This window comes from Alteromonas halophila, assembly GCF_014651815.1.
GTDB lineage: Bacteria > Pseudomonadota > Gammaproteobacteria > Enterobacterales > Alteromonadaceae > Alteromonas > Alteromonas halophila.
On the sequence record NZ_BMXP01000007.1, the window covers coordinates 1 to 17,564 of the forward strand.

Genomic DNA, 17,564 nt, shown 5'->3' on the forward strand with positions numbered 1-17,564 from the left:
TTATATTATTGGCTATTACAACCGACTGAGACCGCATTCATACAACGGTGGTTTAACGCCGAATGAATCGGAGAAGCGTTACTGGAATAGCTACAACGGTGTGGCCAAAATGACTTGACCACTACACCTTCTCGTTACCAGAGCGTAAAGCGTCTAGCATAGGGTGTACGCTTTTCATTTCTTCCGCATAAACGGTATCAAGCAATGGAATAGTGATTTCTTCAGCTTTTGTAACAATTGCTCTTATCTGTGCAATCACAAACAGCTTAAGTGTGATGTCAATAATGCCCTGCGACAGTACGAATAAGTGTTCAAGCAGATCGCTATCCGGCGTTTGGGTTCGCTTCTTAACCCATTGAAAACGCCATAGTCGCATAGCAAAACTCCGCCATTGCTTCATATCGCTTTCAGTTTTGGATATTCCCCAGTTCATACTACCAAAACCAATTTCCCTCCTAGCGCCACGCAAATCCTTCGAAATACCCGAGGCTTTTGGGGTTCCGACGATAAGTACTGGAACACCGATGGTATTAGTCAATTCAGTAAAAAACTTTAACAGTTCATCACGTTTGTCTTTGGTATCTTGCAGGTGCTGAATTTCGTCTATCACAAGTAAACCCAGCGAATGGTCTATCACTATCTGTTTCATTGCTTGCAATAAAGTTTTTTCGCCTACTCGAATCTCATAACCATAGCGTCGGTGATACTTAGTATTGAGCACCTCGTCAATCGAGTGAAAGAAATTCTTACATAGACTCGCTAAATCGCCGTTATAGGGACATTCAACAACCACGTAGACAAGTTGTTGATGCATATTGTAGTCAGGGTGCTCAATTAATTGAGGGTATGTTGATAAAACTTTCCTTACCGCCGTAGTTTTGCCACTGCCAGAGCACCCAATTAACGTCGTACTCTGAACTGATCGATCTGTGGTCGGGAATACTTGAATTCTCTCTTCTTTTCCTTGAGATTTTAAATAGTTTTCTTGCATCAATTGTTTGTCGTAATGTTTTGCAGGGTTTCGTTTAACGTAGCCGCTACGAATCATCAGGGACAACTTTTTTTCGAGGTTTAGGTGGTTTGGCAATGGATGAAAAAAGTCACCATCAAGTAATCGCCCTAACGCGTGCATTCGCAATTTAGGATGTAGCTTTAAGTCACCCTCACTATGTGTTGGGCGGGATGCCAATGTCTTTGCTAATACAAGATCGTCCTCGTAAATCCTAGGCAAGGCTTCAATAAGCGGATTGCCACGATACTCTTCTAGCCCCGGATCAATATAATTTGCTGTAACCGCTACATAAGGCGTTTTCAATCTTCGTCTCCATAAATATCATCTGGAATATCAGGGTGAGAGAAATCTTCCTGTCTTTTCATCGGTTGAACATTATTTGGTGGTGTTTTAGGGTCATTATCAGGGTTGCTGCCGACAGCACGTTCCTTGCGCTCTTGAGCTATAGCTTCCTTTTTATTAGTTTTTATAGATTTAATACGAGCACTATTCGACGCAGATTTACTGCCAGTTTTGGCACGCTTTTCTGCTGACTCCATGCGCTTTTGAATTTCTTCGTCAGCAGAGAGCTGTTTGTCTTTATTGGCATTGGCAGCCTCACTATTCGCTAGTTTACTTACTTGCATAGAAAGCTTGGCTTCATAAAACGTCATATCTTTATACGCACGGCTTCGGTCGGTCAACTGCGCGATCCAATACTGAGACGTCTGTCCCAGAGGGAACACATAAATTTTATTCGTGCTCCTTGGGTCAAATCCTATTTCGACTTTCTGTGGTCTGGTTCGGTGCTTGTCTCGAATAAACCATCCTTTTTCGAATGCTTCTGAACAACTATAAGTCAGAGACTGATACTTTATGCCTTCATTTGAAACCGTCGCGGTATTTCTCGGTAAAGTTAGTACCTTAAACTTTTCCACGTCATATGATTTTAAGGCACCAGACCTATTCATTATTCCCCATTTCCACAAGTCCTTTGGGGTGTAGGGCAGGTCTTCGGGAATTCCTTCATCAGCATCATATTTTTTCATTCCTTTTAAATTATGCTTATATATAAGTAAGGCAATTATCTCTTCCATTTGTCGCAGAGATAGTTTTGCATCTAAGCGATAATCCTTACCCCCTCTTTTTTTAACTGTTTCTGTTGTCACAACGCCGGGGGCATAAGGCTTAAATTCAGCCTGTAAGGTTCTAAATCTCTGTTCAACAATGCCTTTAGCGTCACCGCGGCGAGCTTTTGCGTTTTCTATACGGGTGTTAAACACGTTGACTAAAGAATCTGCTTGGTGGGTAAGAAGCTCTCCTTTATCCGCTAATACTGCCGTTGGAAGACCTAGCGCTGGCCAATCTTCAAACTCGATTGAAATGCCTAAACGCCTACAAACGTCTACTTTATTTTCTAAACAGTTTGCCAATGACATCATGGCTAAAACATAGGATGGTGGTTCAAAAGTTAGGTAGAAACCTGCCGTTAAACGAGAAAAAACATCGATTACAATAAGAAGCGTGGGTCGACCAATAATTTTTGATGGGTCTTTTTCACTGACCAAATAAAGATCAATAATGGTGGCGTCAAACTCAAACCTGTCTCCGGGTCCTAACACTTGAGCCGTTGCAGTACTGGTAAGTTGTCTTACGTCCTTTTCGAACGCTATTGCTGTGTTACGTGCTTGTGCGGTTTTAATGGCCTTGTATTCCATATTAAACAAGTGTTTTAGCTGCGTAACAGTTGGTGAATCTTGACGTGCAATAGTGGGATATTGCTTCCTAAATTTAAGTAGCATTAGGTCATGAACTTTTGTCCACGGCATTCTCATGGAATTCAAATAATACTTATCAATGGCCTCCCTAAACAATTGTTTAATCTCATCCGTAATTGGGATGCCTGTGCCAACAGTCGTGATACGCGGTCTGCCTACTTTTTTATTAGCAATGTTTCTCGGTTGCTTTGGCGCACCCTGCTTGTGGAAATCAGGTCTTAGGGCATTTTTGTTCTGGCCACGCTGTAAAAATTGACGCAGGAGCTTGTAAAAGTGTTTTTTAGAAAACTCAGGATGATTCTGATCGATAACTTCCTCGTAGAGTCGAAGCCATCCATGCTTGAAGAGCCGATAAGGATTATCAGCAACTTTTTGCATAACTAACCAGTTCGCTTCTAGCCGGTTTTTTTGAGCTTCGGTGGGGTGTTTTAGTGTTTCATCAATGAACGGATCATTGACGACTCGTGCGTATTTGTTTTGAATAGCTTCGGCTATTGCGCTTATGTCAAATTCGATAGGATCAGCAAGTCGTTTATATATATCAATCCAAATAGCGTGATTCGGTGTGATGGCTAACACCCTATAAAATTGACCGTTATCTTCAACTACGCTATTAACCAACAGCATATAAATCTCCGCTATCGAACCCGAAGGTCACGCTATGGATGTCAGAGCAGATAAGGTATTGATAGGGCTTATGGATATCAAACGCCAGCAATCGGTAGCTGAAGGCGTTTCGAGCTAGCTTTAATGCTTCCCCTGACGGAAGCCCATGACGCTTATCATAATCTGAGCAAGCTTTAGCGAGCTTAATGTCAGGGAAGCGCTTTATCTCTTCCCAAAGATCATAAACTTGCATTTGAATAGATTCGCCAATGTGAAGGTCCTTTCCTCCTAGTATCCAGTCAATATTGGCTTGTTGAACATGAGGTATGTCGAGTTCAGTAATTAACTTCCACTGCATTCCTTTGGCCAGACAACTTCGCCTTTCTATTTCGAGCTTAGCAATAACATTTTTATCCATCAGCTCATCATTGTATTTGACCTGAATCGCGATTTGATTGCTCTCTAACCCATCAAAGTCTAATAACAAATCAGTGGTGAATACGTGATATTTATTGCCTTTTTGCGGATGTTTTATGCCCGCTTTATCGGCTACTTCCAGAGTGGTTTCTAGAGCAAACGGATACTGCTCTCGAATGTCATAAATTGACTCATTCCAGTCGTAGAGTGAAAAAGCAAGGTATTCTAGCTTGGAAAGCAAGTGAACTACTCTGCCGGTGCGGTGAGATAAGGCACGATAACTCGTGCCATCACTGGATATTTCTTGAATGTAAATCCATGGCTGATATTCGCTTTTACGGCCCATTCCTCTGCCGCTTGCGAAGCGCTTATCGATTTCTTCTTTTGTCAGCCATTGCAGTTTCTTCATCGCCTACGCCCTATGCCATCTATGACATAGAGCATAAACTAATCTACTTTTATTACCTAATTTAATGCTGAATTTTTATTTGTTGCCAAATATAATATGTCTAGTACCAAATATAATATGCTCTAACACCACGAATCACCCGTCCCGTCGTAACTATTCCACTGTCACTGACTTCGCCAGGTTACGTGGCTGGTCGACATCGGTGCCTTTAATCAGGGCGACGTGATAGGACAGCAACTGTAACGGCAGCGTGTAAATGATGGGGGCAATGGGCTGCTCACAGTGTGGTACGTTGACCACCCGCATGCTCTCATCGCCTTTAAACGCGGCATTTTTGTCAGCAAACACATACATGATGCCGCCACGTGCACGCACTTCTTCAACATTGGATTTTAGTTTTTCCAGCAGTTCGTTGTTAGGTGCCACCACAATAACCGGCATTTCTTCGTCAATCAGCGCCAGTGGGCCGTGCTTAAGCTCGCCAGACGCATAGGCTTCGGCGTGAATATAGGAAATTTCTTTCAGCTTCAGCGCGCCTTCCATCGCGATCGGGTACTGATCGCCACGGCCTAAAAACAGGCTGTGATTCTTGTCAGCAAACTCTTCTGCCAGATCTTCAATGCCTTCGTTAATCAGCAATGTTTCTTCCAGCTTGGCCGGCAGACTGTGCAGCGCTTTGACGATGGATTGTTTGTCGTCGCCGCTCATCTCTTTATGTTCACCAATCGCCAGAGTGAGCATCAAAAAGGCCGTCAGCTGTGTCGTGAATGCTTTGGTTGAGGCTACACCGATTTCGGCCCCGGCACGGGTCATAAAGGCCAGGTCAGATTCGCGAACCAGCGATGAGCCCGGTACATTACAAATAGTCAGGCTGGACATATAGCCTAAGTCTTTAGCCAGTCGCAATGCGGCCAGCGTATCGGCGGTTTCGCCGGACTGCGATATAGTGACCAGCAGGCTGTTTTCATGCACTACGGATTTGCGGTAACGGAATTCCGAGGCAATTTCTACGCTGCACGACACATTCGCATATTGCTCCAGCCAGTAACGCGCGGTCATACCGGCATGGTAGCTGGTGCCACAGGCAATAATCTGTACGTGTTTCACGTCCTTTAAGATAGCGTCTGCGCCCTTACCAAAGATATCCGGTAACAGGCCCTGCTCATCCAGGCGGTGCTGCAGGGTGTTACGCACCACCGTTGGCTGCTCATGAATTTCTTTTAGCATGTAATGGCGGTAGCCGGCCTTGTCACCCGCATCATGTTCGATGTTGGATTCCACCACTTCGCGCTCAACAGGCTCTCCGTTTTTATCAAAGATAGTCACTTCGCGGCGGGTCACCTCTGCCACATCGCCTTCTTCCAGGAAGATAAACCGGCGGGTAACCGGTAGCAGGGCAAGCTGATCAGAGGCGATAAAGTTCTCGCCCAGACCCAGCCCAATGACCAGCGGACTACCTGAACGGGCGACCACAACGCGGGAGGGGTCTTCTTTATCCATAATCACGGTGCCATAGGCACCGTGAAACTGTGTCACGGAATCCTGTACAGCGCGCAGCAGGCTTTTACCGGCTTTAAGTTCTTCATGCACGGTGTGGGCAATGGTTTCTGTGTCGGTATCACTGGTGAACTGATAGCCTTTTTCGGTCAGCTTTTCACGCAGCGCCAGATAGTTCTCGATAATACCGTTGTGCACTACAGCGATTCGCTCGGTGGAACAGTGTGGGTGTGCATTGGCTTCAGTGACGCCGCCATGCGTGGCCCAGCGTGTGTGGGCAATACCGGTTGCGCCAACGGCATGGCCTTCAGACACTGCATCAACTAGCTCCTGAACCTTGCCCGTTCGACGAATACGGGTCAGGTCGCCTTCACTGCTTAGCAATGCAACTCCGGCAGAATCGTATCCACGGTACTCCAGACGTTTAAGGCCTTCCAGCAGGATCTCTACCACATTACGTTCGGCGACTGCGCCAACTATTCCACACATCAGTTTTCTCCTTTACGCGATGCCACCCTAACTGTGACGCCCTGCGCTTCTATTCGTTGTTTATCTTTTGCTGTAATACCATCATCGGTAACCAGCATGGTTATCTGTGACCATGCCAGTTCAAGATTTGGCATACGTTCATCTAATTTCTTTGATTCGGCCATGACCACCACATCTTTTGCGCTGGCCGCCATGGTGCGGGTTAACCCGGTCAGTTCATTCAAAGTAGTGGTGCCACGGCCCACATCAATGCCTGATGCACCGATAAAAGCAATATCAAAACTGTAGGCAGCAACCGTGTTCTCTGCCATGGCCCCCTGAAAAGAATCCGAGTGTGGATCCCAGGTTCCCCCGGTCATTAAAAAAGTAGGTTCATTGGGGTTGTTGGTAAGCACGTTTGCCACATGCAGGGAGTTAGACATAACCATGAGGTTATCCAGTGCCGCCAAGTGCGGCAGCAGCGTCTGTGTGGTACTGCCACAGTCAATCACCAGCTTTCTGCGCTGCCCAATGACAGCTGCCGCTGCCGCCCCAAGATACGCTTTACCTTTGTCAGCGGTGGGTACAGAGGGTGTACCGGGTAGCGGCGCAGCGCCACCGAACTGACGGATCAGTCGTTGCGCGTTTGCGAGCAGGGACAAGTCTTTGCGAATGGTGACTTCGGAGGTACCAAAATGGTGTGCAAGTGTCTCAACCTGCACGGTACCGTGCTGATTTACCCAATCTACAATGGCATTGCGACGTTGCTGCGTGTCACTTTGTTTCATTATGAAAGCATTTGGATTTACAATATGAAAGCTATATTAGACCAAATAACTTTCTTTGTGAAATAAAGTTCGCCGTTACTTTACGGCTTTTTGTGTGCCGGTCTGAGCGGATTTACGTGCAATCTCAAGTAATCGGATCACATGCACCGCGTCTTCAGCAGGCGCAGGAGATTTTTCCTGATGGTGTATAGTGGCAATTAGCGCTTGATAAAAACGTAAGTAATTTCCGGGTAAGGTTTCAATTTCCTTAGACGAAGTTTCGTTATAAAACACGCCATGATCACTGGCGTGGGTTTCACCGATACCTGCATCAGCGGGGCTTACCCCATCACGTAATCCGGCTTCCTGCGGGTCGAGATGATACTTACGGTAGCTGCCGGCATCACCCTGCACATCAAAACGCAGCGTCGGCCCCGCCTGAAACGGCGAGCTCCCGAGTTTTACGGTAACAGAAGGGTAGTACAGACTGATGTCAAAACAGTCATCGCTTTTGCCGCCGTCACGCAGGATCTGAATATCGGCGTACAGCGCATCCGGCATGCCAAACAACACCAGCGCCTGATCGAGCAGGTGAGGGCCCAGATCCCAGGTAATCCCGCTCCCGGGGCCAGCATTTTCACGCCAGCGATCACGGGGGAACGGGCGAAAGCGGTCAAAACGGCTCTGCAGGCGCCGCACCGTGCCCAGGCGACCTTCACTAAGCAGCGTCTGCAACGTCATAAAGTCGCCATCAAAGCGCCGGTTCTGATACACCGTTAAACTCAGATTTTTACTGTCCGCCAGTGCAACCAGCTGAATGGCTTCTTCAGATGACAGTGTAAAGGGTTTTTCTACCAGAACATGACTCCCGGCATTCAGCGCATCTCTGGCCTGACTGGCATGCAAATGATTGGGGGTGGTAATGATCACTAAGTCAAAACTGGCCGATTTCAATGCTTCGCTCAGTGACGGCCAGACAGCCGCACCCGGCAGGGTTTCCGCCACCGCGTCGGGACGCGACGACACAACCCCGGTTACGCCATAGTCATCAAGCGTCTCTAAAAAGGGCAGGTGAAAGGTTTTTGCTGAAAAGCCAAAACCGACCAGCAAAGTAGTAATCATATCTGTCTCGTTGTGCGGTTGGTGAAACGTAACGCACAGCGCCAATCTGTAGGCGCTGTGTACTTACACGCAACTTAAGTGCGCTTTTTCGGGCGTGACCAGTTGGCGATATTGCGCTGCTTGCTGCGGGCCACCGCCAGACTGTCGTCGTCGACATCACTGGTAACAGTAGAGCCCGCCCCCACGGTGGCATTCTTGCCAATGTTCACGGGCGCGACCAGCGATGAGTTAGAGCCAATAAAGGCCTGCTCACCAATAAAGGTTTTCGACTTGTTTGCACCGTCGTAGTTACAGGTAATCGTTCCTGCGCCAATATTGGCGTTTTTACCCACTTCCGCATCGCCAAGGTAGGTTAAGTGATTGGCTTTCGCACCTTCGCCCAGTACCGCTTTTTTCATTTCCACAAAATTGCCCACTTTGGCATTCGCGTGCATCACCGCGCCCGGACGTAATCGGGCATAAGGGCCCACTGAGCAGTCGGTACCCACAATAGCCTCCTCGACAATAGAGTTTGCTTCAACCACGCTGTTATCACCAATTTCGCAGTTTTTAAGCACGCAGTTAGGGCCAATAGTGACATTATTTCCCAGGATCACATTACCTTCCGCTACCAGGTTGATGTCAATCCGTACATCCTGTCCGGTGGTCAGTGAGCCACGCACATCAATGCGGGCCGGATCGGCTAGCGACACGCCCTGGATCATCAGTTCATGGGCCTGGCGCTGTTGCAGTTCACGTTCAAGGCGAGCCAGCTGCACGCGGTTGTTAATGCCTTCAACCTCAACCGGCGTATCAGGCTGGGCGGCCTGAATACGCTTGCCTTCACTGGCGGCCATGGCGATCACATCCGTGAGGTAGTATTCCCCCTGCGAATTGTCGTTGCTCAGGGCATCTAACCAGCGCTTCAGATCGGCGCCATTCATCATCATCATGCCCGTGTTGATTTCGTTAATGCGCTTTTGCTCGTCGGTGGCATCTTTGTGCTCAACAATGGCGGTAATATTGTCATCTTTACGAATGATGCGGCCCATACCGGTAGGATCGTCCAGTTCGACGGTAAGCAGCGCCAGGTCGCACTGACTTTTCACGGCTTTGAGGCGAGCCAGCGTTTGCTGCTCAATCAGCGGTGCATCACCAACCAGGATCAGCACATCTTCTTCATCCTTTATCTCTGGTGCAGCCTGCTGAACCGCATGCCCGGTGCCAAGCTGCTCCTGCTGCAAACACCAGTTTAAGCTATCGCCGGTTAGGCTTTCTTTTAACTGATCGCCGCCGTGGCCGTAGACCAGATGCACGTTGTCGGCATCCAGCGCCTGCACGGTGTTGATGATACGCTGTACCATAGGAATACCGCCAATAGGGTGCAGAACTTTGGGCAGTGACGACTTCATGCGTGTGCCTTTCCCTGCTGCCAGAATGATCACCGAAAATGCCATGATAGATCCTTTTTTATCTGTATTTGTTGTTGAGTATTCGCCTGCTGCCGTGAACGCCAGAGAAGGGGCAAACGCGTCGATGGCCGCCCTGGCTAGTGTAACCCAAGGCCTGACCGGAAGTCAGTGATATATTCGACAAGTCGTAAGGGATGACTATTTCCTAGTAGTTCATAAAACAAGCAGGTATACTCTTACGGTAATTATGATGTTGAGTTCACGTTGGCAAAGGAGTCTGCGTAGTCAATGAACGCATTTCGAACTCTGTATCGCAGTATTCTGCTGCTGTTTGCGGTTGTCGTCATTGCCATTGTCACACTGGTGCATTTCAGTGTGTCAAAAGTCGTGGCTGAACAGAGCCGGGCGCAGCAACAATCACTTTCCCCCGCTGTCTCGTTAATTGTCGAACAGATGCTAAAGCCCCTGCATATTTCAGAAGCGCTGGGCAAATCCCGTGAACTGGTCAAGCTCATGAATACGCCTAGCCCGGATGAGGCTGCTATCCTCGATACGCTGGCACGTCTGGAAGATGAGTTTGGCATGACGTTCTTTATCGCCAGTGACAAAAACCGTGTCCAGTACAATTCAGATGGCACCACCTTTCCGTTGGTAAAAGGCGAGATAAACTGGTACTTCAAGTACAAGGATCAGGCCGCTAACGCCGTAGCAGATATTGGTAAATGGGAAGACGCACATTTCTATATAGATATAAAAATCTTCAATGACAGCGGTGAATTCCTGGGCTTCTTCGGCGTGGGTAAAAGTCTCAACAGTTTTATCACTATTTTCGACAGCTATAAGCAAACCTATGGCTATGACTTTCTGGTCGTTGATGATCACGGCGACATCATGTTGTCCTCTGATCCGCAACTGATGGCATCCTACTCGGAGTTTTCGAACCTGGCCGACTTAGACTGGTTCAGCGCATTGCCGGAGGACGTACGAAACAATCAGGCGTTGAATAATAAGCTGGTGAGGATTCATGACGAAGATTACCTGATTGCCGAAGTGACGCTCAATCAGTTTAACTGGACGGTCTATTTGTTAAGCCCCCTGGACGAGCGTCAGACTGAAATTTCGCAGGCCTTTATTTTTAGCGTGGTAACACTGCTGGTAGTGGTGTTTGCCCTGTTTTTGCTTATCTACAATCTGCTTTATTATTTCCGCCGCGATATGCAGCCGGATCTGGTGATCCGCAGTGCCAACCGTCTGCCGGATAAAGCCGGTATTGAAGAAATCTATAAAGACACCACCGCAAAAAATGCATCACTGAGTATTATCCTGGTCGATATCGACAACTTCAGTGCAATTAATGATACATACGGGCGCAATACCGGTGATGATGTGCTGGACAAAATCGTCAGTTTCCTAAAAGACAATATGCGCGAGACCGATATTCTGGGTCGCTGGAGCAGTGAGGAATTTATGATCCTGTCGCCACAAACCGGTCCGCATGAAGCATTTGAACTGGCGAAGAATCTGCGTCATGGCATCGCGACGCTGCCGCCATTACCCGGGCATCCTGAGCTGCAACTGACGGCCTCGTTTGGCGTGTCATTTACGGCCAGTGGCCGTCCGTTAAAAGAAGTCAGCGCTCATGCCGAAGATGCCCTGTATCAGGCCAGACGGGATGGCTGTAACCTGGTAAGAATGCAACTGGCCGATACCTGATTCAGCCAGTTACCAGAACAGCAATAGTCAGCGTGGTGGCTGACTGCCTTCATCAGGCGGCGTAGCCGGTGCGCGCCGCCACCTGACAACGCCCGTGGTCAGAGCAACCCCGGTCAGAATCATGGCGCCGCCTGCCATTGACCATACAGACAGACTTTCACCAAGAAAAATAAGCCCCCAGATAATACCGAACACCGGCACCAGGTAAGCCACGGTAATGGCTTTTGCCGGCCCGACACTGCCAATCAGGTAAAAATACAGAATATAGGCAATACCTGTTCCCAGTACCGCAAGCGCAACCGCGTTCAGCCAGGCGGCCTGTCCCGGCAGGGTACTCGGTAATGTCATGATGGCAGACGGTAACAGCATCAGTGATGCCATGGCCTGACTGCCTGCGGCCACAGCGATAGGCTTTACGCCCCATAACCAGCGCTTCATCATCGATGCAGCCAGCCCATAACAGGTAGTGGCCACCAGTGCGGCAAGGATGGGCGCAATGCTCACCGTTCCTTCCCCCACTTTTTGCTGACTGATCACCGCTACCCCGGCAAAGCCAAGAACCAGCCCCCCTACCGCGACGCGGTTGAGCCGATCGCCCAGCCAGAGCCAGGCAGTCAGCGCGCCGAACATGGGCGCTGTCGCATTTAGAATTGCATTCACCCCGGCTTCCAGGTGCAGACTGCTATAGTTGAACAGCACAAACGGAATGGCGGTATTCACCATGCCCACCAGCGCAATTGCCAGCCAATGCTGCCGGCATTCCTTCACTGCCCTCGCCGCAATTAAAAAGGGCAGCAAAACCAGTGTTGCCAGCACGGTGCGGATAGCCACCAGCACGTAAATACCAAATTCCGGCGCCGCAACGCGCATAAAGATAAACGAACCGCCCCAGATAGACGCAAGCAGCAGTAGCGCAGCCAGATCTCTTACATTCATGACTAAATGTCGACTCCTTCGTGCCTAAGTAAAAATGCCTTGCGTGACAACCCGCCTGCGTACCCGGTCAATGTGCCGTTTGCACCAATAACACGGTGGCACGGCACAATAATGGCAATCGGATTTTTGCTGTTGGCCATGCCAACGGCGCGTACTGCGTTGGCATTGCTCAGCTGCTGCGCCACGGCACCATAACTGACCGTTGTACCGTAGCCAATGGTAGTTAGTGCGGCCCATACCTGTTGCTGGAATGGTGTACCACCGGCATCCAGTGGCAATGAAAACCGGGTCCTGCGCCTGGCAAAGTAGTCACTGAGCTGACTGCATGCTTCGTCAGTCAGACCGGATGGACGCGCCGGTGTTTCGCTTGTGTCATCAAAGGCCACGGAAGTCAGCCCTTTGTCGCTGGCGCGCACCGTTAACTCACCACAGGGGGTCATCAGGCGCTGATAATAATGCATGGTCGCTCCTTATGTCAGGTTTGTGCGCTGGCGAGTTGCCACAATGCGACGGTCAGGTAACTGCGCCACGGGGTAGCCCGCTCTGGGTTGAGATCGAGGCCGCTGGCCATTTTACGGACAATCAGGTCAGTAGCCAGATACTGGTCCGGATCGTGATCAGCCCGCATTTTAAGGTAATGGAGTGTCCATGGACCAATACCCGGGATGGCCAGCACCGCGTTGTCGTCAGCGTCAGGCGTTGCGGCCATCAGACAGGCAAAATCGCGTAAAGCCTTGCGGCGTGCGCCCGGCATCGCCAGCCAGCTAAGATCATCCTCTGCCACCTGCTCTGGCGAGGGAAAAGCCCGGCCCCACGGCGTTTGCCGATCAAAACAGGCAGCAAACTCTGACAACTTATTAATGGCGGCTTTTACACTCACCTGTTGCCCTAGGATTGCCCGGCAACCGCCTTCAAACCGGCTCCACACACCCGGAATACGTAACCCTGCAGAGAACTGCGATTGACGAAGCCCTGCCTCGCTTAATGAGGTAGCGATTAAAACAGGATCGGCATGCGTGTCCAGTATCCTGGCAACACTGGTCATAAGCGGATAGATGTGTGTCAGTGACGACAGGGCAAGCTCGACTTTAAAGCGGTGTTTGTCCGGCTGATGCGTTGCCGTAATCTGGCCCGTTCCGCCCGGATAAGTCACCTGCCGGCAATAGCTGTTGTCGCGCACGGTCTCAATACCGGTGATGGCACGCAGACGCAGAAAGTCGCGCACCTGATACCAGTCATAGGGTGGTCGATAAGCCAGATACAATGTGGCAACCGGGGCCCGTCCCTGGTCAGCGTCTGCCTTTGATAGCGGACGGCGCAGGGCCGATGGGGTCATTTTACAGTACTGCTTCAGTTGTCGTTGCAGTTGTCGTGCGCTGTTAAAGCCAGCAGCATCGGCGATTGTCGCCACATCCGTGCTGCTGTGCTGTAACAGTTGCTTTGCAAACAGTACCTGCTGCATATTCTGATACGTTTTTGGCGACATGCCAAGGTGAGTGGTGATGAGTTTGTGCAGATAACGCTCACTGATACCCAGTCTTGAAGCAATGTGCGCCACAGATTGTGGTGGTATAGCCGACAGCAGCGTTTGCGCCCGCGTTACTGAACTTTGCACGCCGCGCCACGCCGGTGACTGCGGGGCACTGTCCGGGCGACAACGCAGGCACGGACGATAGCCGTGCTGAAGCGCCTGTGCAGCATGCGCATAGTAGGTAACGTTGTGTTCAGCCGGCAAACGGGCCGGACACACAGGCCGGCAGAATATCCCGGTGGTTTTAACGGCAACAAAAAACTTACCATCAAATCTGGGATCGCGACTTTGCCGCGCCTGCTGATAATACTGTCGTAAACTGCTCTCCACACCTTGCACCGACGATTGCTGGGTAAGCCTTTATTGTAACCTGCAAAACGCGGTATAAGGCGACAAAATCGGCACTCTGTAATGCAACGTATAATCTGCTTTTGATCCACATCGACTGCCTGCTGCTATGTATCTGGCAGGCCGCCCCCGTTTGAGCGCCGCGCGTTGCTCAATCGGGTAAGACACAGAGCACCATAAAGGGGTATTACCACGGTTGAAGTTGATTATCCGCAATGCCATACGCATAATACCTCAAGCTTATAATGATAATTACCGACTGAATCGGTATCCCCACGCTTTGGAGTAACCTTGCCCGTTTTGTTTGCCTCGTCTCTTCGCGTGATAACTCGCTGCAGTGCGCTGCTCACTCTTCTGATTGTCTCGCTGGCCGCCAATGGGCAGGCCTGGCTGGACGATTATGCCAGTTACGTTAAGCGCCAGGCAGTGAAATATAATGTGCCCGGCTACGCCTTTGTATACTATCAGCAAGGTGAAACACCAAAAGTCTACGTGTTTGGCAAGACCCATTCCGGTGGAGAATACATCACAGAAAACACAGTATTCAGGCTGGCCTCTGTGTCAAAAACATTTACTGCACTGCTCAGCGCCAAGCTGGTCTCACAGGACCGGCTTAACTGGGAAACACCTATCGAAACCATGCTGCCCGATATCCCGTTTAATGGTGATACAGGCCAGAAATTGCAGCTTCAGCACATTGTCGGGCAGTCCAGCGGCTTTATGCCGAATGCCTACGACAACCTGATAGAAGCCGACTACAGCCTGACAAGGGTGCTAACAGCACTCGGCGAACTGGAACCGATTTGTGCTCCCGGCGACTGCTATACCTATCAGAACGCCTTGTTTGGTGCGCTGGATTATTACCTCATCACGCAAAATTCTTCGTATCACCGCCTGTTACAAACAGAGCTATTCACGCCAATGGGCATGCGCACTGCAAGCGCTGGGAAAGGCGGGTTGCTGGCCTCTGAAGAATGGGCCAGGCCGCATATTGCCATCGCCCGCAACCGCTGGCGCGAAGGTATGGTAGAAAGTAATTACTACCGGTTTGCGCCGGCAGCCGGGGTCAATGCCAGCATCCGCGATATGACGGTATATCTGCAGGCGTTGCTGGGCGAATTTCCCACGGTTATTTCAGATGAAATGATCAACGTAGTTACCACCCCCAGAGTGGAAACTCGTCGTGAAACTTACCGCCGTGGCTGGCGTGAACACTTAAGAAGTGCTCACTACGGGCTTGGCTGGCGTATATATGACTTCGATGGCCATCGCATTAACTACCACGGAGGCTGGGTTAAGGGCTACCGCGCCGATGTGGCGTTCGCGCCCGAATATGGTGCCGGGTACGTGATGCTGACCAACGCTGAATCGAACATGATCAACACCACCACCGCTGAGTTCTGGGAACGGTATTTTGAACAGGCTGAAAACACGTCCCCCTGAAACGGCAACGCCCTTACTCACCCGCCTGTTCAGTAAATGTGTAGGAGTCCTGGGCGTAACTAATTGTTAGTGCTTTTTTGCCATCGACTTCTTCAACCAGAAATTCCACACCAAGAAGGAACGGGGCTACAGCCACCACAGACTGGGTGCCATCTTTGTTTTCCTTTGTGCCAAGCTGCGTCCGCCACACGCCGGGATCCAGAAAAATGTCTCCGTCCTCTTCATACACACGCAACTCGCCCAGCACATCGTTACTATACCTACTGGCCAGATTACGTAAGATGTCAGCATCACCGGGATAAGCAAATTCCTGCTGCTGAGTTTGCTGAGAGATTCGCTTGCGTTCAGCGGTTACCTCAATTTGCGCTGCCGCCAGGGGTTTCGCATCGTACATTAACTCAACCAGTTTGCGTGCAGTGGGATCGAGTAGTGCCCAGCCTTCGTCCGAGTTAGTCAGTACCACCAGACCCACGCTGGCGTCGGTAAAGGCATACCAGTTTGACATGTAACCGGCCATAGAGCCGCCGTGAGAGAGTGTTTCAATACCCGCTATTTTTCCCATTTGTAATCCCATGCCATAGGCTTCACCTTCTCCCGTCTTAACATACGGAGTCCTGCGGGCAAGTAATGGCTCTCTGGCAAACCGCTGTTTGCCGTCTGGCCCCACCCCGGCTGTGATTTCGTTTTGCACATAGTTGATCATATCCGCAGGTGACGACCAGGCGGCTCCTGCGGGCCGATACGGGTATACGGTATGATTAAAGCCACGTTCCGGGCTTTGTTCGATGGCAGAGATATTGCCGTTATGATCATCGGCATACGGAACTGCATGCGTCTGGCGCAGCGCTGCTTCAATAGAAAACACCGTACTGTCCATGTTCAGCGGATCAAAAATGTACTGCTGCATAGCTTTGTCAAAGGCCGCACCCAGTTCCATGTCCGGATAGAGAACATGTCCGGCAATATAGCCTGCGGCGGCGGCAAGCTCATTACTGTACTGATACAATTCGCCAAATTCACTGGTGGGCTGTGTAGTCGCCAGGTCTTTAAACAAAATCTTCGCTGACGTTGTCGAGTCATTATTGAATATCCAGCCAAGGTCGCGTCGCGGCAGGCCGGTGCATGCACAAACCAGGTGTTCGATACGCACGCTTTGTGTTGTTTGCTCATCGCCGAGTTTAAACTCAGGATAATGCTCAACGACCTTGTCCTTCCAATCCAGCTTGCCCAGCTCAACCAGTTTAGCCAGCAGCAGGGTTGCCATGCCTTTGGTGTTAGAGGCCACCATAAACAGGGTATCGGCCGTCACCGGCTGCCGCGTCTCTTTGTTCGCAAACCCCACACCCCCCTGGTACAACACCTGATCTTTCTGTGACACCGCAATACCCACACCGGGTACATTAAGTGCTTCGGCAGCCGACTCAACAAATGCCAGCAGTTGCTCGATATCCTTATCAGTGAGTTTTTTCGCAGTTTGTCCAGAAAGATCTTCGGGTTTATAACCCTTTACCCTGAAACTGTCGCGCAACTCAATAATAGCGGCGCTTCGTTTGTTGATGGTGCCATTAGAGCCATTCAGCAACACCACATACCACTGCTCATCCAACCGGTGCGTATATGCATAAACACCTTTGTTTTCGGCTGCGGTTGTCACGTACTCTATACGACGCTTTTCGTTCCAGCCGCCATCAGTATTGCGGGGGGTATTCACCCTGACTTCGCGATTAAAATCTTCATCGACCATGCGCCAGGCTTTTCCGGCAGCTTCCTCGCTACTCCCTGCACCAGTGATATGCACAACGGCAATGTAGGTATCCTGCTCGTCTGCCTCAAACCGAATAACGCCACCTTTGGTATACTTTTTCCACTTTTCTGGCTCGGCGTATGAGGCGGTCACTACCGTTGAGTTGCCGGGCTCAGCAGAGGTTTCAGCGTGCGCGTAGCCGGGCACAACGCCGGTTAGCAGCAAGGCAGCAATGAGCAGGGTGGAGAAGAAAGTTTGCATGGTAACGTTCCTTGTTATTTGACGGGCAGACCCAGACTGCAAACCTCCTGTGTCAGTATGCTATAAAGGTAGACGTTAGCCTGTAAATGTCAAAATAGTCAGGCAGTCAGAAACTTACCAACGCACTACTTGCTTTTACATT

At 50.1% G+C, this 17,564-nt stretch carries 13 protein-coding genes; 2 read left to right on the forward strand and 11 right to left on the reverse strand.

Annotated features, from left to right (window positions below):
* Positions 1-121 precede the first annotated feature (121 nt).
* The 7 genes from IE054_RS12940 to glmU all read right to left on the reverse strand — a co-directional run bounded on the left by IE054_RS12940 (position 122) and on the right by glmU (position 9,491).
* Positions 122-1,315: an ATP-binding protein gene (locus tag IE054_RS12940; protein WP_189407042.1), complete on the reverse strand. Its 1,194-nt coding sequence runs from the start codon at positions 1,313-1,315 to the stop codon at positions 122-124.
* Positions 1,312-3,396, reverse strand: a complete 2,085-nt coding sequence (locus IE054_RS12945; RefSeq protein WP_159120558.1) for a TnsB C-terminal domain-containing protein — start codon at positions 3,394-3,396, stop codon at positions 1,312-1,314. Before IE054_RS12945 ends, IE054_RS12940 begins: the two co-directional genes overlap by 4 nt.
* Positions 3,383-4,201 (reverse strand): TnsA endonuclease N-terminal domain-containing protein, encoded by an 819-nt coding sequence (locus IE054_RS12950; protein ID WP_159120557.1) that lies wholly within the window; start codon positions 4,199-4,201, stop codon positions 3,383-3,385. Before IE054_RS12950 ends, IE054_RS12945 begins: the two co-directional genes overlap by 14 nt.
* Positions 4,202-4,354: 153 nt before the next feature.
* The gene (gene glmS / locus IE054_RS12955; protein WP_189407045.1) at positions 4,355-6,187 is read right to left on the reverse strand and encodes a glutamine--fructose-6-phosphate transaminase (isomerizing); all 1,833 of its coding nucleotides are present in this window, start codon (positions 6,185-6,187) and stop codon (positions 4,355-4,357) included.
* Positions 6,187-6,954: a DeoR/GlpR family DNA-binding transcription regulator gene (locus IE054_RS12960; protein ID WP_189407046.1), complete on the reverse strand. Its 768-nt coding sequence runs from the start codon at positions 6,952-6,954 to the stop codon at positions 6,187-6,189. Before IE054_RS12960 ends, glmS begins: the two co-directional genes overlap by 1 nt.
* 75 nt (positions 6,955-7,029) lie before the next feature.
* The gene (locus tag IE054_RS12965; protein ID WP_189407048.1) at positions 7,030-8,055 is read right to left on the reverse strand and encodes a Gfo/Idh/MocA family oxidoreductase; all 1,026 of its coding nucleotides are present in this window, start codon (positions 8,053-8,055) and stop codon (positions 7,030-7,032) included.
* Between the two features lie 74 nt (positions 8,056-8,129).
* The gene (glmU, locus tag IE054_RS12970; RefSeq protein ID WP_189407051.1) at positions 8,130-9,491 is read right to left on the reverse strand and encodes a bifunctional UDP-N-acetylglucosamine diphosphorylase/glucosamine-1-phosphate N-acetyltransferase GlmU; all 1,362 of its coding nucleotides are present in this window, start codon (positions 9,489-9,491) and stop codon (positions 8,130-8,132) included.
* Between the two features lie 243 nt (positions 9,492-9,734).
* On the opposite strand from glmU, the gene IE054_RS12975 reads away from it, so the two are divergent.
* A complete protein-coding gene (locus tag IE054_RS12975) occupies positions 9,735-11,159 on the forward strand; it encodes a sensor domain-containing diguanylate cyclase (RefSeq protein ID WP_189407054.1) in 1,425 nt (474 codons plus the stop codon).
* 27 nt (positions 11,160-11,186) lie between these two features.
* Here IE054_RS12975 and IE054_RS12980 read toward each other — a convergent pair whose 3' ends face one another.
* From IE054_RS12980 to IE054_RS12990, 3 genes are read right to left on the reverse strand one after another with little or no spacing between them, the layout of a single operon-like run.
* On the reverse strand, positions 11,187-12,095 hold the full coding sequence (locus IE054_RS12980; protein WP_189407056.1) for a DMT family transporter: 909 nt from the start codon (positions 12,093-12,095) through the stop codon (positions 11,187-11,189).
* 2 nt (positions 12,096-12,097) lie between these two features.
* Positions 12,098-12,556 (reverse strand): methylated-DNA--[protein]-cysteine S-methyltransferase, encoded by a 459-nt coding sequence (locus IE054_RS12985; protein ID WP_189407058.1) that lies wholly within the window; start codon positions 12,554-12,556, stop codon positions 12,098-12,100.
* A 14-nt stretch (positions 12,557-12,570) separates the two neighbouring features.
* Positions 12,571-13,956 (reverse strand): DNA-3-methyladenine glycosylase 2 family protein, encoded by a 1,386-nt coding sequence (locus IE054_RS12990; RefSeq protein ID WP_189407060.1) that lies wholly within the window; start codon positions 13,954-13,956, stop codon positions 12,571-12,573.
* A 360-nt stretch (positions 13,957-14,316) separates the two neighbouring features.
* On the opposite strand from IE054_RS12990, the gene IE054_RS12995 reads away from it, so the two are divergent.
* On the forward strand, positions 14,317-15,417 hold the full coding sequence (locus tag IE054_RS12995; RefSeq protein WP_189407363.1) for a serine hydrolase domain-containing protein: 1,101 nt from the start codon (positions 14,317-14,319) through the stop codon (positions 15,415-15,417).
* Between the two features lie 13 nt (positions 15,418-15,430).
* Here the strand turns inward: IE054_RS12995 and IE054_RS13000 are convergent, their stop codons facing one another.
* Positions 15,431-17,422 (reverse strand): serine hydrolase domain-containing protein, encoded by a 1,992-nt coding sequence (locus IE054_RS13000; RefSeq protein WP_189407064.1) that lies wholly within the window; start codon positions 17,420-17,422, stop codon positions 15,431-15,433.
* Between the last annotated feature and the right edge of the window lie 142 nt (positions 17,423-17,564).

Excerpts from the sequence above, each read along its gene's own strand:
- IE054_RS12945 (WP_159120558.1), bottom strand. The coding sequence starts at position 3,396 with ATGCTGTTGGTTAATAGCGTAGTTGAAGATAACGGTCAATTTTATAGG.
- IE054_RS12950 (WP_159120557.1), bottom strand. The coding sequence starts at position 4,201 with ATGAAGAAACTGCAATGGCTGACAAAAGAAGAAATCGATAAGCGCTTC.
- glmS (WP_189407045.1), bottom strand. The coding sequence starts at position 6,187 with ATGTGTGGAATAGTTGGCGCAGTCGCCGAACGTAATGTGGTAGAGATC.
- IE054_RS12960 (WP_189407046.1), bottom strand. The coding sequence starts at position 6,954 with ATGAAACAAAGTGACACGCAGCAACGTCGCAATGCCATTGTAGATTGG.
- IE054_RS12965 (WP_189407048.1), bottom strand. The coding sequence starts at position 8,055 with ATGATTACTACTTTGCTGGTCGGTTTTGGCTTTTCAGCAAAAACCTTT.
- glmU (WP_189407051.1), bottom strand. The coding sequence starts at position 9,491 with ATGGCATTTTCGGTGATCATTCTGGCAGCAGGGAAAGGCACACGCATG.
- IE054_RS12975 (WP_189407054.1), top strand. The coding sequence starts at position 9,735 with ATGAACGCATTTCGAACTCTGTATCGCAGTATTCTGCTGCTGTTTGCG.
- IE054_RS12980 (WP_189407056.1), bottom strand. The coding sequence starts at position 12,095 with ATGAATGTAAGAGATCTGGCTGCGCTACTGCTGCTTGCGTCTATCTGG.
- IE054_RS12985 (WP_189407058.1), bottom strand. The coding sequence starts at position 12,556 with ATGCATTATTATCAGCGCCTGATGACCCCCTGTGGTGAGTTAACGGTG.
- IE054_RS13000 (WP_189407064.1), bottom strand. The coding sequence starts at position 17,422 with ATGCAAACTTTCTTCTCCACCCTGCTCATTGCTGCCTTGCTGCTAACC.